General features: G+C 66.8%; 10 protein-coding genes. 5 read left to right on the forward strand and 5 right to left on the reverse strand.

What is annotated here, in order from left to right; genetic code table 11:
- Nucleotides 1–23: 23 nt before the first annotated feature.
- Nucleotides 24–449 (forward strand): hypothetical protein, encoded by a 426-nt coding sequence (locus J3E61_RS14610; RefSeq protein WP_192722241.1) that lies wholly within the window; start codon nt 24–26, stop codon nt 447–449.
- Here the strand turns inward: J3E61_RS14610 and J3E61_RS14615 are convergent.
- Nucleotides 443–2,788 (reverse strand): AAA family ATPase, encoded by a 2,346-nt coding sequence (locus J3E61_RS14615; protein ID WP_210084045.1) that lies wholly within the window; start codon nt 2,786–2,788, stop codon nt 443–445. The genes J3E61_RS14610 and J3E61_RS14615 overlap by 7 nt on opposite strands.
- 187 nt (nt 2,789–2,975) lie before the next feature.
- On the opposite strand from J3E61_RS14615, the gene J3E61_RS14620 reads away from it, so the two are divergent.
- Complete coding sequence (locus J3E61_RS14620; RefSeq protein ID WP_192722239.1) at nt 2,976–3,575, forward strand: DUF1942 domain-containing protein; 600 nt, start codon at nt 2,976–2,978, stop codon at nt 3,573–3,575.
- On the opposite strand, the gene J3E61_RS14625 is transcribed toward J3E61_RS14620, so the two are convergent.
- Nucleotides 3,576–4,094: a phenolic acid decarboxylase gene (locus J3E61_RS14625; protein ID WP_210084046.1), complete on the reverse strand. Its 519-nt coding sequence runs from the start codon at nt 4,092–4,094 to the stop codon at nt 3,576–3,578.
- Nucleotides 4,095–4,161: 67 nt separating this feature from the next.
- Between J3E61_RS14625 and J3E61_RS14630 the strand changes: the two genes are divergently transcribed.
- The 3 genes from J3E61_RS14630 to J3E61_RS14640 all read left to right on the forward strand — a co-directional run bounded on the left by J3E61_RS14630 (nt 4,162) and on the right by J3E61_RS14640 (nt 6,843).
- Nucleotides 4,162–4,926, forward strand: a complete 765-nt coding sequence (locus J3E61_RS14630; protein ID WP_210084047.1) for an alpha/beta hydrolase — start codon at nt 4,162–4,164, stop codon at nt 4,924–4,926.
- A 209-nt stretch (nt 4,927–5,135) separates the two neighbouring features.
- Nucleotides 5,136–6,362, forward strand: a complete 1,227-nt coding sequence (locus J3E61_RS14635) for a L,D-transpeptidase family protein (RefSeq protein ID WP_210085566.1) — start codon at nt 5,136–5,138, stop codon at nt 6,360–6,362.
- A gap of 136 nt (nt 6,363–6,498) precedes the next feature.
- Nucleotides 6,499–6,843, forward strand: coding sequence for a hypothetical protein (locus tag J3E61_RS14640; RefSeq protein WP_210084048.1), 345 nt, complete (start codon nt 6,499–6,501; stop codon nt 6,841–6,843).
- Here J3E61_RS14640 and recD read toward each other — a convergent pair.
- Genes recD through recC form a run of 3 tightly spaced genes read right to left on the reverse strand, consistent with a single transcriptional unit; the run spans nt 6,832 to nt 14,827 of the window.
- Nucleotides 6,832–8,439 carry an exodeoxyribonuclease V subunit alpha gene (recD, locus tag J3E61_RS14645; protein WP_210084049.1) on the reverse strand — a complete coding sequence of 536 codons (1,608 nt, stop codon included), beginning with the start codon at nt 8,437–8,439 and terminating at the stop codon, nt 6,832–6,834. The genes J3E61_RS14640 and recD overlap by 12 nt on opposite strands.
- Nucleotides 8,436–11,591 (reverse strand): exodeoxyribonuclease V subunit beta, encoded by a 3,156-nt coding sequence (recB, locus tag J3E61_RS14650; protein WP_210085567.1) that lies wholly within the window; start codon nt 11,589–11,591, stop codon nt 8,436–8,438. Before recB ends, recD begins: the two co-directional genes overlap by 4 nt.
- A complete protein-coding gene (recC, locus tag J3E61_RS14655; RefSeq protein WP_210084050.1) occupies nt 11,591–14,827 on the reverse strand; it encodes an exodeoxyribonuclease V subunit gamma in 3,237 nt (1,078 codons plus the stop codon). Before recC ends, recB begins: the two co-directional genes overlap by 1 nt.
- Nucleotides 14,828–14,835 lie beyond the last annotated feature (8 nt).

Below are 14,835 nucleotides of genomic sequence, written 5' to 3' on the forward strand. Positions count from 1 at the left end.
ATCGTGGTGACCGAGGGGGAATCATGGGTGCAAGAACGGGTGCAGTCATCGGTTTGACTTCGCTTGTACTAGTGGGAGTGTTGGCCCCGTCGGCCTTCGCTGATCCCAACGACTATCAATATGTCCGTACCGAATCCGGCAAGGTGCGATGCGTCATCAGCGCGGCCCACGCAACGTGCGAGCGCACCAGCCCCGACGGGTTTCCCGATGCCCCGGCCGGCCAGTACGGTCACTGGCACGACGCAGGATTAGACGCAGACGGCAACTTCAACTGGTCCGACGGCAACATCGGCGGCGGCGCCGAGAACCAAGACCTGGTACTGACGTACGGCGACACCTACCGGATCAAGGGATGGACGGTCATGCCGAGCTTCGACGGCACCCGGCTGACCAACGACGTCAGCGGCCACGGCATGTTCGTTTCCATAGACGGCGTCTCGTCCTATTGACGACTGCGCACCCACGCAAAGAACTCGTCGGCCGAAAACACCGGTTTCCCATACTCCTGCGCCTTGCGCGCCTTTCCCGACTGCGTGCCCGCCTCGGCTGTCACCAGCACCTCGCATCGCGTCTTCGTCACCGACTTGACCGGCGCAAGGCCTGCCCGCGACGCCAGCCTTTCCATCTCCTCGCGCTCGACGACCCGCCCGCTGGCGTCCTGCGCCGTCCCCGTGAAACAGATCCGTGCGCCCGGCACCAGGGTCGCGCCGATATCGTGATGTTCGGAAATGCAAGCGCCAGAAAGAATCTCGGCGCCCAGAAATGTCTCCGCCTCCCTGAGCCGCTCGACCACCTCATCGGTCAGCGTCGCCCGGGAGGCTGCCGCGCACAGCTGGTCGGCCACCGACTGCCGCGCCGCTGCAATCCACGGCGTCTCCTCAGCGCCCTGCACGTCTGCCGCCGATGCGCCCCGCAACACGATCGCGCCGACATCGCGGCTCACCCGCAGCAAAGCCGACAAACCAGGCAGATGGCCAGCTTCGGGTGTCGGTGCGTCGCCGTCGCGGCTGACGAGCAGGCCGGACACGGATTCAACGGGCTCCGGCTCGTCGAACGCCGACACGCCACCGTCGTCAATCTGCGAGCCGGCATGCGCTTGCAGCGCAGCCTGTGCCAGCTCCAGTGCCGTCGACGCACGGGCGCTTCCGGATATGTTCAGTCCCAACGGCATCGGCGCGACATGCCCCAGCCGCTTCAGCTCGAAGTCGATCAGCCCGAGCGTCTCGTCGATCCCGAAACCGACCGGCGTGTAGCCGGCCAGCATCGGCGCGATCACCGCCCACGCCTCTCGCAGTGTCGGTGCCAACAACACGTCGGACACCGTGATCCCATATGCCTGCCGCGCGTCGGCCATATCGCGCTGCGGATTGACCACGGTCGACAGCGCCGTCCCGTCGTCGAAGGCCACCGCCAGCTCGACCGGCCGCGGCCGCGACATCCGGCCTTCGTCGCCGACCGTCAGGATGTCGATCGCGCAATACCGCCGCACCCGGTCATCGCGCACCGCGCCGCGCAGAAAACGCGCGATGCGGCGGTCGACCTTCAAATCCTTCGGCAGCACAGGGCGTTTCAGAACCAGCCCGTTCATCGACGTGCACCGGCTCAGCGCAACATAGAGCTGGCCGGTCGAGAACATCCCGCCCGTCAGGTCCACCATCAACCGGTCCAGCGTCTGGCCTTGGCTCTTGTGGATCGTGATGGCCCACGCCAGCTTGAACGGCAGTTGTGTGTACGACCCGATCACCTCTCGGGTCAACGAGCCACCCGCCACCACGGGCCGTGTCGCCTCCCAGGTGTAGGGGCTGACGTCCGCACATGAGCCGTCGGGGAACTCCACCTCGACGACGGCTCCGAAGCGGTCGTAGTCCACGCCGACGATTCGGCCGATGGTGCCGTTGACCCAGCGATTGCCCTGATCGTTGTTGAGCATCATCACCTGCGCCCCGACCTTGAACCGCAGCGTCTGCTCGACCGGCGGGTCGAACAACGACAGGTCGCCCGATTCCCGAGCGTGGTGGACCAACTCGTCGCCGGGCAGGCGTTCGAGCTGTTGACGGTTGCGCGCCGTCACAAGGCGGTTCGTCGGCGCAAGCGTCAGCCAGAACTCGCCATCGGGCGGTACGAAGTCGGGATTCGTCCGGGCGTTGAGCTGTTCTCGGGCATGACCCAACAGCACACCTTCACGGATCTCGTTGAGAATGGCGGTCATTCGGTCGTCGCCGAGTTGGCGGAACACCGTCGTCAGTGCCACGGTGGGGAAATCGTCACGCCGAAAAGTGTTGGCGGAGAAGAAGTACGGGGTCTCGTACGTAGTAGAGAAGAAGCCGGCTTCGCTTTCGGTGACCACCGGCGGCAGCTGGTAGAGATCCCCGACAAGCACGATCTGCACGCCGCCGAACGGCTGACCCGGTGACGGGCCGAACCGCTCGAGCGCCGCGGCCAACATGTCGAAGACGTCGGCCCGCACCATCGATGCCTCGTCGATGATCAATGTGTCCAGCGACGCCAGCGTTTTGGTGAACCGGCCAGGGCGATAGCCGCCATCGCGGACATCATGCAGCGTCGTGGTCGTGCGGAACCCGAACAGCCGGTGAATCGTGTAGCCGTCGACGTTGAGCGCCGCGATGCCGGTGGGCGCGACCACCACGACGTTGCGGTCGGTCTCGGCCATGAAGCGGCGGATCAGCGTCGACTTACCGGTGCCGGCCTTACCAGTCAGGAAGAGGTGCTCGCCCTCGGCGAGTAACGCCAGCGCGTGTCTGAACTCGTCGGTGAGGACGATCTCCACGGGACCAAGGTAGCGGCGGCGGAAAGCCCAGCATGTGGGGTCAATGGTGCCAAAGAGGTAATTGTGGCGGCGGTGTCATGTGTTAACACGACACGGGCGGAACAAGATCAGAAATTTGCGTTTCGATTTTCCTGCGGAGGGGTAACGTTCGCGCAGGTTAAAGCGTCGTCACACGAGGGGAGTCAAGGTGAAGGTCAACAAACTGGCGGGAGTAGTAGCCGCCACAGCAATCGCATTCAGCTTTGGTGCAGTCACCGCCGCGCCTGCCGGGGCGGCCAACAACATCAAGACGTTCGGCACGCCGGAGTCACTCAACGATGTCTACGGCAACCCGATGATCACGTACACGGTTCAGGGACTGAGGAAGAGCTCTGACGCGGTGCCCCACAACGGCCGGTTGTATGAAGCGATGGTGACGAACGACGGCGGCATTCCCATCGCCGCGCTGTTCAACGCCCGCGCTGAGAGCGGGGAGAACTACCGATTCATCGGCGGCGGAATCCCCGGCAAGATCTATTTCGACGTCGTCGGCGACACCCCGAACAGCGTTGTCTACAACGACGGTGTCCAGGATCTGCTGGTGTGGGTCTCCCCGAAGCCGATCTCCAGCGGTGCCCCGGACGTCGCGGGCGAGACCACCGACGAGATCGGGGGCGCCCCGACCGGCGGCGGCGATGAGACGGGCGGCAACGACTTCGCTCCTGCAGTCGAGGCGCCGGCCCCCTTTGAGCTCACCCCGGGTGAGGTGGCCGAGCCAGGCTTCAACGGCGGCGGCGGGCGCCGCTGATCAATTCGCGCGGTCGGCCCAGCCAGCCGGTAGCTGGCTGGGCGCCGTGTCGATCACTGAGTCGTCGTCGGCGCCGACGTACTCGAACAAGGTGATGTAGGCGAATTCCGGGACGACGTAGATCGGATACGTCGGCCCCTGGTCGCGGTACGCGTGCATCTGCTCGAGGTGCTCATTCTGAAAGCAGACCGTCCGCTCGCCGTGTTCACGGATCCACTGCGGGAAGAAGATCACGCCGTGCAGGCGGCGCTTACTCGGCATGATGTTGACCGCCACGGAGGTACCGGTCGGCTCGGTCCAGGACACCTTGAAGCTGTCGTCGTCGAGCTGGACGAGGTCGACGACCTGGTTCTTCACCCAACGGCCGCCGACGTGGCCGGAATGTATTCGATAGTCGATGGTGTGGTCATTCTTGACGTACATCTCGTACCGCCAGCCGTTGGCATAGGTGTAGATGAACCGATGCCCGACGATGCCGCTCAGATCCTGCGGTGGAACCGGGTTTTCGACGCTGGTCACCATTTACCTCCTCGACAGGCCGGGGTGCCCGACCAACACTGTCCTAAACGGGGTAGTAGGAGACATGATGCGCGACGACCGTGACCAGTTGCCCGACGCCGAGGCCGCCCTGCCGCCGGACTACTGGTTGCTGGCCCGCGAGTGGCGCACCGTCGGTGAATATGTCGCCGCGCGCCGGGCGGTGAGCCAGACGGCGCACTGGCCGCGCGGGGACGGTCATCCGGTACTGGTGTTGCCGGGCTTCCTCGCGGGCGCGGCGTCCACTCAGTTCCTGAGGCAGTTACTGCGCAGGCTCGGATACCGCGCGTATGACTGGCGCCTCGGTACCAACCTCGGAGTCCGGCCGGGGATGATCAAGCATTTGCCTGCCCGGCTCGACGACATCCGAGCGCGCAATGACGGACGCAAAGTCAGTGTGGTCGGCTGGAGCGCGGGCGGCATCTTCGCGCGCGAGCTGGCAAGGGCTCAGCCGGACGACGTGCGGATGGTGATCACGCTCGGCTCGCCGATCCGCGGCAACCACCAAGCCACTCACGCGTGGCGCATGTGGCGGCTGCTGAATCGGAAATCACAAGCCCGCCAAGTCGTTTCGGAGGCCGCCCGGATTGCGCGGGAGGCGCCGCTTCAGGTTCCCACCACCTGCATCTACAGCAAGTCCGACGGCATCGTCGCGTGGCAGTGCTGCCTGAGCCTGCCTGCGCCCGAGACCGAGAACGTCGAAGTGCACAGCACCCACCTCGGCTACGGGCACAACGTGGAAACCTTGCGTGTGATCAGCGACCGTCTGGCTCAGCCGGAAGGGCAGTGGCGGCCGTACCGTAAACCCGACTGACCTGCGTTGTTGCGGCCCTAACGGAAGCTCGACGGTGAAGGCCTGAATTCGCCCACGCAACAAGACGATTACGAATCAGTGCTGGTCGGCGGTGCTGCGGCGAGCCCGCTGGCGTGTGGCTAGGATATGAGCCGTCCCGGCCCTCGCCGAACCCCAACGGAGAACACTTGACGTCTACTCGCCGTGTCCAGGGAGCCTGCCTGGCTGTCGTGCTCGCCATCCTCGCAGTACTTGGCGGGGTCGTGGTGTCAACCACCCCTGAATGCGGAGACCACTGCCCGACGGTGACGGCGACTCCCGTTCCGCAGGCGGTATCGAAGCCGACAGCTCCGCAGCCCGCCGCGGTGTGGACGGCGCCGGCTCCTGGCGCGGACGAGGTCAGCCCTTCGGGTCCCGTACTGGTCACCGCCACCTCGGGGACGATCACCGGCGTCGAGATGCGCAGTGATTCGGGGAAGGTGATCCCCGGCGTGCTCACCCCGGACGGCACGGTGTGGAAGCCGACCGCTCAGCTGGGCTATGGCCGCACCTACACGCTCAGCATTTCTGCTCGCGGGCCCAACGGCATGCCGACGCGCCAGACGTCGAGCTTCAGCACGCTGTCGCCGGGCAACCAGACGCAGGTGTACCTCGAGACCACTGCGGGCGGTCTGCTGCAGGACGGCGCAACGTACGGCGTCGGCATGGTCGTCGTCGCGAAGTTCGACGAGCCCATCGAGAACAAGGCCAACGCCGAACGCCGCCTCGTTGTCAAGACCAACCCGCCCGTGTCCGGGTCGTGGAATTGGCTCGACGATCAGACCGCGCACTGGCGACCCGAAAAGTATTACGCCCCAGGTACAACGGTTGACGTGTCGGCCAATCTGTACGGCACCCTTGTCGGTGACGGGCTGTACGGCCAAGAGGACGAGCATGTGTCGTTCAAAATCGGCGACTCGCACGTCTCGATCGCCGATGACAACACCAAGCAGGTCAGCGTCTACGACAACGGCAAGCTGGTCCGCACGATGCCGACCTCGATGGGTATGGGCGGCACCGAGACGATTGGCGGTACGACGCTGAGCTTTTGGACGCCGCCTGGTGTCTACACCGTGATGGACAAGGCCAATCCGGTGATCATGGATTCGTCGACGTTCGGGCTGCCGATCAATTCGCGGCTCGGGTATCGCGAGACGATTCCGTATGCCACGCGCATCAGCAAGGACGGCATTTATCTGCACCAGCTCAACGCGACGGTGTGGGCGCAGGGCAACACCGATACCAGCCACGGGTGCCTGAATCTCAACAGCGACAACGCGGCATGGTTCTACGACTTTTCGGTTCCCGGCGATGTCGTCGAGGTACGGAACACCGGTGGTCCGCCATTGAAGCTGTGGGACAACGGCGACTGGACGATGCCGTGGAGCGAGTGGCGCAAAGGCAGCGCCCTGTCCTAGGGGCCACTTTCCAAAGTGCCCGGCTCTCGGCGACTTTGTCGCTCGTGCCGACTTTGTCGCTTAGAGCCGGGCAATTCACATAGTGTCCCTGGCGGCGCTCGCCGATGATGTCGGTCGCCCCTGACACCGTCGAGCCATGACACACAGACGACAGCTCCGCGGCGTCGAGCTTCGCTACGCGCTCACCATGTTTCTGTTCCAGCACGGCGCAAAGACCGTCGCCGACCTCATCGAGGCACTGGAATACCAATGCTTCGAGATTCCCGGCCGAGCCTCGAAGGTGGTGTCCGACGCATTGCGCGCCGAGATCGCGCACGGCCGAGTGATCCGCCTCAAACGCGGCCGCTATGGCCCCGGCGAGATGCCCCGCTCCACCGAGTATCGGATACATCAGCGGGTGCTCGACCTTCGCGAGGAAGCCGCGACCATCGCCAGCCACGCCGACAACGACGCCGCGTTCTGGGACGCGCTACTCGCGTAGCCGCTGCGCCAGGCCCGACGCGCGCACCGCCCGCCGTTCGATCGCCGTCCGCAGCGCCGCCTCCGAGCCCACCACCCGGACCCGTTCCTTTGCGCGCGTCACCGCGGTGTAGAACAGCTCTCGCGTCAGCAGCCGCGAATCCTCCTGCGGCAGTAACACCGTCACCTCTTCGGACTGGCTGCCCTGGCTCTTGTGGATCGTCATCGCGTGCATCGTCTCGACATCCGCCAGGCGACTCGTCGCAAAAGACGTCTCCCCGATGACCGCTCGCAGCGCATCGTCGCGGACCACCGTCACACCCGTGTCCCCGTTGTAGAGGCCCAGTCCGTAATCATTGGCTGTCACCAACACCGGCCTGCCCGCGTACCACGACGACCAGATCGGGTCGCCCGTCTCTTCCGTCAGCCAGCGTTCGACTTGCCGGTTCCAGTGGGTGACGCCGAACGGCCCCCGCCGGTGTGCGCACAACAGCCGATGTTCGTCGAGCACCTTCAACGCCGCCCGGTCGTCGCCAAGGATCGCCGCAGTCCGCAGTGCAACGGCATGTCGGACAAGCACATTGCGCAACTTGTCCCGCGGATCCGAGGCGTCGATCCACTCGATGTGCTCGTCACCGGCCCGCAATACCTCGATCGCCCGGTCCGCATCGCCCACGCGGATCGCGGTCGCCAGCGCGCCGATCGATTTACCGAAACGGTGCGACGTCTTCAGCGCCGCGATCTTGGTTTCGCCCAATCCGTCGACCAGATCCGCCAGTACCGCGCCCGCTTCCACCGACGCCAACTGATCCGGGTCGCCGACGAGTATGAGCCTTGCGTCCGGCCGCACCGCCTCCAACAGCCGGGCCATCATGGTCAGCGACACCATCGACGTCTCGTCGACGACGATCACGTCGTGCGGCAACCGATTTCCGCGGTTGTGCCGGAACCGCGCCGACGTGTCCGGTCTGCTGCCCAGCAGCCTGTGCAGCGTGGTGGCATGCAAGCCCGCCAACGCCTCTCCATCCGCCTGCGACAGCGCGCCGACCTCCAACTGCACCGCCTCCTGCAGGCGCGCCGCCGCCTTGCCTGTCGGCGCGGCCAACGCGATTCGCAACCGCCCACCGCTTGCGAGCATCGCCAACAGTCTCGCCACCGTCGTCGTCTTGCCGGTGCCGGGGCCGCCCGTCAACACCGTCAGCCCTTGCGACAGAGCGATTTCCGCAGCCACCCGCTGTTCCTCGAACCCCGCCGGGAACAGCCGGTCGATGTCGGAGGACACCTCGGTGGGCCGGGCCGAGACCATCGCGCGGATGTCCTCGCACACCTGCTGCTCTTCCAGCCAGTACCTATCGAGGTACAGCAGATCGCCCTCGACACGTAGCACCGGCGGGTCGGTCAGCAGCGGGCTGGCCTTCACTGCCGCCGCCAGATCCACCATCTCCGGCGAGGTCAGGTCGACGCATACCGAGCCGCCGCGCAACGCTCGCACCACGAGCGCGACCGCCAACGCCACCCGCTCGTCGGTTTCCTTGCCCAGCGCGGTGAGTCGCTGCGCGACATGGACATCCGCGGGTGCGAAGAAGCCAGTGTCGTCGACCACCAGTTCCAGCGTCATGCGACGAGCTCCGATACCGCCGTGATCAACGACACCGGTGGCTGCCAACTGAATACCCCGGCCGGGGCGGCCGGTCCGCACATGCCGCGCAGGAACAGGTACAGCACGCCGCCGAGATGCGTGGCCGGTTCGTATCCGGGCAGCCGCCACCGTAGAAACCGGTGCAGCACAACGCTGTACAGCAGCGCCTGCAGTGGATAGTCCGAATGCAGCATCGCCTCGACGAGCCGCGGCTGCGTGTAGTCCGCGGCGGTCAACGGCCGCGCCGGATCGCCGAGCCAGTTCGTCTTGTAGTCGACGACCACATACCGGTCGCCGATTCGCAGCACCGCGTCCACCGAGCCGGACAGATACCCGTTCAGTGGCTGGCCGCCCAGCGCCGCTCCCGTCAGTCGATCGGCATACGACGCCAACGGGTCATCCTTCGGCAGATGCGTCCGCAGCAGCTCGCCGACCTCGCGCAGATGCCCCCCACCCAACGGGAATTCGAAGTCCATCTCGCACATGCGGTCTCGCAGACCAATCTGCCGCAGCGTCAGACCGTCGGCAAGCGGGCCCAAGGGAGTGTCGTGCATCGGAATCATCGCCGCCGCCAACACCTCAGGTTCGACGTCGACCGGCCACCACACCGAGTGCTCGCGGATCTGCGTCTCCAGCTCCGCGGCCAGATCGACCGCGAACGGGTCCGCCGTCTCCAGCACCGCGTGCACCAGCGTGCCGAACTTCGCTCCTGCGGGCAGGTCAGCCATCGGTGAGGGCACATCGTCGCCGGCCGCCGACGCCACGACCGGAATCTCGGCGACCTCGTCGTCCAACTCGACGACCTCCGGCTCGCTGCTGACCGGCGTCGCCTCGGCGTCGCGAATCAGGCCGGAGTACGACGTGCGTCGCCACGACGTGTCGATGCCGCGGTGGAAGTGGCGGACGTCAAGATCCGTCGGCGGCACAGCGCTTGGCAGCTCGGGCATCGGCGCGATCACGGAGTCCTCGATCACCGGACCGCCCGCGGCTTCCCATTCGCGCAGCCGCGCCATCGCGTCGGCATCCGAGACCTTCGCCGGCTGAGCAGAATTCGGCACCTCGGCCTCGCCCGGCTTGCGGCCCCGCAGCAGCCGCGACAGCCCACCGTTGGGCTCGTCGTTCGACGGCGCCCACCACGCCACCACCTGAGCCTGCGCGCGGGTCAGCGCGACGTAGGTCAGTCGGCTGTCGTCGCTGGCGTCCTCGGCCCGCCCCAGCTTCACGACCGCGTTGTAATCCGGGCTGTCGGGGCCGCCGATGTGCAGGCACCGGGTGTCGCCCTCGTGGTACAGCACCAACTCGGGATCGCGGACGTACCGGTTGAACGCGAACGGCAGATACACGACCGGGAACTCCAGGCCCTTGGCGGCGAACACCGTCATCACCTGCACGGCGGCCGCGTCGTTGTCCAGCCGGCGCGCGCGTTCCGTTGCACCGCTCCGCTCGTCGCGCTGGGCACGCAGCCAATCACGCAGGGCCGGCAGGCTGAAGTGCTCGCGATGCGCTGCCTCCTGCAGCAGCTGCGTCACGTGCGACAGATCCGTCATCAAGCGTTCGCCGCCTTGCCACGACAGCACGCGGTCGCCCATTCCGCTCAGCTGCGCGGCCTCGAAGATCGCGGCGACGCCCCGCTCGCGGGCGTGGCCTGCCCACTCCCGCAGGGTTTCCGCGACGCGGTCGGTCAGCGCGTCGCCGCCTGCCACAAGCGATTCGGCCGTCTCGCCGAAGAACATCGTCGCCGCGGCGGCCCGCACCATCCCGGGTCGGTGCGGCTGGTCGAACGCTTCCAGCAGGCACAGCCAGTCCTCGGCTGCGTCGGACCCGAAGATGTCGGAGTCGCCGGTGTACACGGCAGGGATGCCGGCTTCACACAGCGCCTCGTAACAGGCTCGGGCGTCGACGTGCTTCTCGACGATCACCGCGACGTCGCCCGCGCAGACGGGATGGTCGTCGAACGTGACGCCGCCGGTCAGGAGGCGACCGATGTCGGCGGCCATATCGCGGGGGATATGCGAACGCAAGTCGCCGATCAGCAGTGTGCGAGTTCCGCTGCGGCCCAGTGTTTCCCGTCGTACCACCCGAAGCCGGAACGGATCTCCGGCGCCCTTCAGTCGCGACCCGACATGGTGGGCGTCGACGTCATGCACGATGATGCGCGGGTCGCCGAGTTCGGCTCCCTTCAGCACGACCTGTAACCGCCGCACCAGATCGCCGTCGCTGCGCCAGTTCGTGCTGAGCGTCTTCTGCACCCCTGCGGTTGCGGCCGCGTCGAGGTAGGTGACGATGTCGCCGCCGCGGAACGAATAGATCGCCTGCTTCGGGTCGCCGATCAGAATCAGTGTCGAGCGGCCGCTGAACGCGCGGTCGATCACCTTCCACTGCACCGGGTCGGTGTCCTGGAACTCGTCGACCAACACGATCGGCCACCGCTGGTGCATGCGCACTTGCGCCGGTGAGTCGTCGGCGTCCAGCGCGTCAGCCAAGCGGCTCAGCAGGTCGTCGTAGCCGAGGATGCCCCGCTGCCGCTTACGCTTGTCCAGTTCGGCCACAACGTCTTTCGCGAAGTTCACGCAGACTGCGGCGCGCGAATCGGGATCGGGATCTTTGGGCCGCAGTTCGGTCGCCGGCTTGTTGACCACCTCGCGGGCCAACCGCAGCGCATCGGCGTACGCCAACAGCGGGTCCTCACGCTCGCGGCCGAAGTGCCGCAGATACAGGTCGTCGACGATCTCGGTGACCAGCTCGTCGAGGCTCTCCACCAACGTCACCCCTGCGTCGGTGTCGCCCGCGACACCCAACGAACGCAACACCAGCTGACAGAACTGGTGCGTGGTGGCGATCGTCGCTGCGTCGAAGGCCGCCAATGCATCTCGGAGCCGTCGACGGCGGTCGGGCTGTTCTTCCGCGGCCGCGGCTTCGACGAGTTGGCGGCGGACCCGGTCGCGCAGCTCCTGGGTTGCCGCGCGGCTGAACGTGATGAGCAGCATCTGGTCCAGCGTCGCGACACCCTCGGCGACATACCGCGTGACGAGGCTGGCCAGTGCGAACGTCTTGCCCGTGCCCGCACTTGCTTCCAGCACCGTGGTCGAACACGGGCCGGGCAGCGGACCGGACAGATCGAAGCGGTCCATCATCCCAGTGCCCTCAGCATCGGCAGCCACAACCGGCAGGCATACTCGTCAAGCCCTCTTTCGACGAGTTCGGATAGCCACGCGCCCTTGCCGAATGCCCGTTCGTGCGCCTTCTCGGCGTCCTCGCCGGGATAGCGATCGGAGCGCCAGCGATACATTGCCGCCCGTTCCGGGTCGCCGTGTGAGTGTTTGGCTTCCGCCCACGCGTAGGAGGTCTTGACGGGCAGCGGCAGCGGCTCCCGTCGACCCGCGTCGTAGATCGCCACTAAGTCAGCGAGCAGTTCGACAGCGGATTCCGCGGGGCGTCCCAGCACCTCCTCGCGCGGCGTGGTGCCGCGTTTCGGTCGGCCGATGACGACAGCCGACCAGTCTGTGCGCGACGCGTGAGCGAGCAACGCCAGCAACGGAATCCACGACTGCAGCAGATGCCGGCCGTCGAGCTTCGAATACGTCACCGCGACCAGCCGCTCGCTGAACACCGGCGAGACGGTGCCGGTCAACCGCCGCCCGCCGAGATCGATGTCGACGTCAAGGGCCCGCGACTGCGCGCCGCGGTAGTGCCGCCCGACCTCCGCCAGTTGCGTGGCCTGGTCGCGGATCTCGGTGGCCTTGCGCCATCCCAGTCGACCGGGTGGCAGTGTGCCGCGCCGCCATTCGGCCTCGCGCGCCTGGTCGGGCTGCATGCCGTCGAGCATGTCGTGCAGCATGCGGTCGCCGACCGTCCACTCCTCGAGCGCGTTGATGTCCACCGGCATCGCATCCTGGACCCCGTCGATCTCCCAGGGCAGCGTGTAGTCCAGTGCGCGGAAGAACCCCTTCACCGGATCCCGGAAGAACGCCGCGAGGTCGGCGAGCACCACGTCCTCGGTCGGCGGGGCCGGCAGCGGACCGGAGATGAACGGTGGCCGCTCGGCACGGCCGGCGGAGCGGACGCGGGCCGCCCGCAGCACCGTCGGGTCGAAGGTGAACGGTTTGTCGGGGACAAGGCCGCCCGGCACGACGTTTCGAGTGTCGAAGGGCTGCAACGGGTGTCGAACGACGACGGCGTCGCGGACCTTGTCCGGCGTGGTCAGGTCCAGCGTGTCGAGCAATTCGGCCAGCGGCACCGCGGGCGGGCGTTCGTGTCCGGAGTATTCGTTGGCGCCGGTGTAGGTGATCACGAGGTGCTCGGTGGTGGCCTGGATGGCGTCGAGCAGCAGTTGCCGGTCCTCAGAGCGGATGTCGCGCTCGCCGGTCATCGGAGTGCGCGCCAACACGTCGTCGCCGTCGACCACCCCGAGCCGCGGGAATACCCCGTCGTCGAGGCCGACCAGGCACACCACCCGGTGCGGCACCGAGCGCATGGGCACCATCGTGCAGACCGTCAGCGTCCCGGTGCGGAAGTTGGCGCGGGTGGGGCGCCCGGCGAGATGGCGCTCGAGCAGTGCCTTGATGTCGGGCAGCCGCATGAGAGTGCCGGCGCGTGAGCCCGCTTGGCGCAGCACGTCGTTGAATTCGCGTTGCAGCTGGCTGATCTGCCATGCGTCGTCATCACTGACCTTGGCCAGCAGGTCGATTCCGTGTTCCAGCGACGTCAGCCACTCTTCCAGTGACCTTGTGCCGGTGAGTGATTCGGTGACACGGTGCAGCCGGTCGACATACTCGGCGAGCCGCCCAGCCAGCTCGACGCGGTTGCTGCTGACGTCGTCGAGCGGCAGCGTGGTGTCAAGCCAGGCATGCGAATCGTCGGACATCGCGACACCGGCCAGGACGCGGTCGATGCCGAATCGCCAAGTGTTCTGGATGAAGTCGACGCCGAACGGCTGGCGGTCTTCCTTGTCGAAACCCCAGCGGATGTTGGCTTCGCGCACCCAACGGGTGATGTCCTCGAGGTCGTCGTCGCTGAACTCGAATCGGGCCCGGACCGGCGCGGCGGCCGCGAGATTGAGCACCTCGCTGGAGGTGGCCCTGCTGCCCGCGAGGCTGAGCAGCTGACTCGCGACGCCCAGCAGCGGATTGGTCTGCACGAGGGAGCGGTCGGCCAGGCGTACGCGCAGCCGGTGCGCGGGATGCACGCCGCGGATCATGTCGCCGAGGCCGAAGCCGGCGACGATCAGTGGCGCGTAGGTCTCGATATCCGGGCACATGACCAGGATGTCGCGAGGCTCGAGGGTGGGGTCGTCGGCGAGCAGGCCGAGCAGGACCTCGCGAAGCACGTCGATCTGGCGGGCCGGGCCGTGGCAGCTGTGCACCTGGATGGAGCGGTCTGTCGGCGTGTGTGTGCGGCCGTCCGGACTGACGGCGTTGGCGGCGATATCGGACTGCAGCCAACCGAGCAGGGTGTCGGGATGCGTTGAGCCACTGAGATATTCGTCTGTGGCGGGATCGTCGGGCAGACTGCGCTGCAGCTCGCGCAGGTCGCGGCCGAGGGTGGCCAGCAGGGGGTGGGCGACGTTGCGGTGGCTGGTGTCGTCGCGGCGGGGGATCGGGCCGCTGTCGGTGGCGAGCTTGCGCCATAGGTCGTCGCTGGGATGCGGCAGCCACAGGTGCAGATCGTGGTGGGTGGCCAGCGCGGTCAGGAGTTCGACCTCGGTGGACGGCAGCCGGGTGTGACCGAACAGCGACATCCGCTCCGGCAGGTCCAGGGGCGATTCTTGTAGCCGCACAAGGGTTTTAGCGTGCCGGACATGCGGCGGGTCGGCGTCGACCTTGTCGAGCAGCGCGCGCCACAGCGGCGGCTGCCAGTCGAGGTCGGAGGGGATGTCGCCTGCGACATCGCGTTCCCAATCGATCAGCAGCTGCGGCCGTTGCCGGGCGTAGGAGGCGAACAGGCCGGCGAGCCGGCGGGCGACGGCGTAGCGGCGGCCCTGGCGCAACTCCTTCTCCTCGCCCACTTCGAAGTGGCCGAGATGAGTGGCCAGGGTCTTGCACCAGTCCGCAGTGCAGCTGGCGTCGATGACCTCGAGCAGCGGCCAGACCATGGCGTCGGGAGACCATGGGTCGTCGTCCGCGGTACCGGTGATCTCCGCAATCAGGGAATGCGGGTTGCGGAACGAGATGCCTGCACAGATGCCGTCCTGGCCGGCACCGCGGCCGAGGATGTGGGAGAGCCGCTGGCTCAGCCACCGTTCGACGCCCTTGGCGGGGACGATGATCAGCTCTTGCGCGAACGGGTCGGGTAGCGGAGTGGACAGCAGATGGCCGAGGGCGTCGGCGAGGAGATCGGTGCGCTCAGCGCGATGGAGGTGAAGCGCCATCAGTGCTC

This window comes from Mycobacterium sp. OAE908, assembly GCF_017872775.1.
GTDB lineage: Bacteria > Actinomycetota > Actinomycetes > Mycobacteriales > Mycobacteriaceae > Mycobacterium.

Excerpts from the sequence above, each read along its gene's own strand:
- J3E61_RS14610 (WP_192722241.1), top strand. The coding sequence starts at position 24 with ATGGGTGCAAGAACGGGTGCAGTCATCGGTTTGACTTCGCTTGTACTA.
- J3E61_RS14630 (WP_210084047.1), top strand. The coding sequence starts at position 4,162 with ATGCGCGACGACCGTGACCAGTTGCCCGACGCCGAGGCCGCCCTGCCG.
- J3E61_RS14640 (WP_210084048.1), top strand. The coding sequence starts at position 6,499 with ATGACACACAGACGACAGCTCCGCGGCGTCGAGCTTCGCTACGCGCTC.
- recD (WP_210084049.1), bottom strand. The coding sequence starts at position 8,439 with ATGACGCTGGAACTGGTGGTCGACGACACTGGCTTCTTCGCACCCGCG.
- recB (WP_210085567.1), bottom strand. The coding sequence starts at position 11,591 with ATGGACCGCTTCGATCTGTCCGGTCCGCTGCCCGGCCCGTGTTCGACC.
- recC (WP_210084050.1), bottom strand. The coding sequence starts at position 14,827 with ATGGCGCTTCACCTCCATCGCGCTGAGCGCACCGATCTCCTCGCCGAC.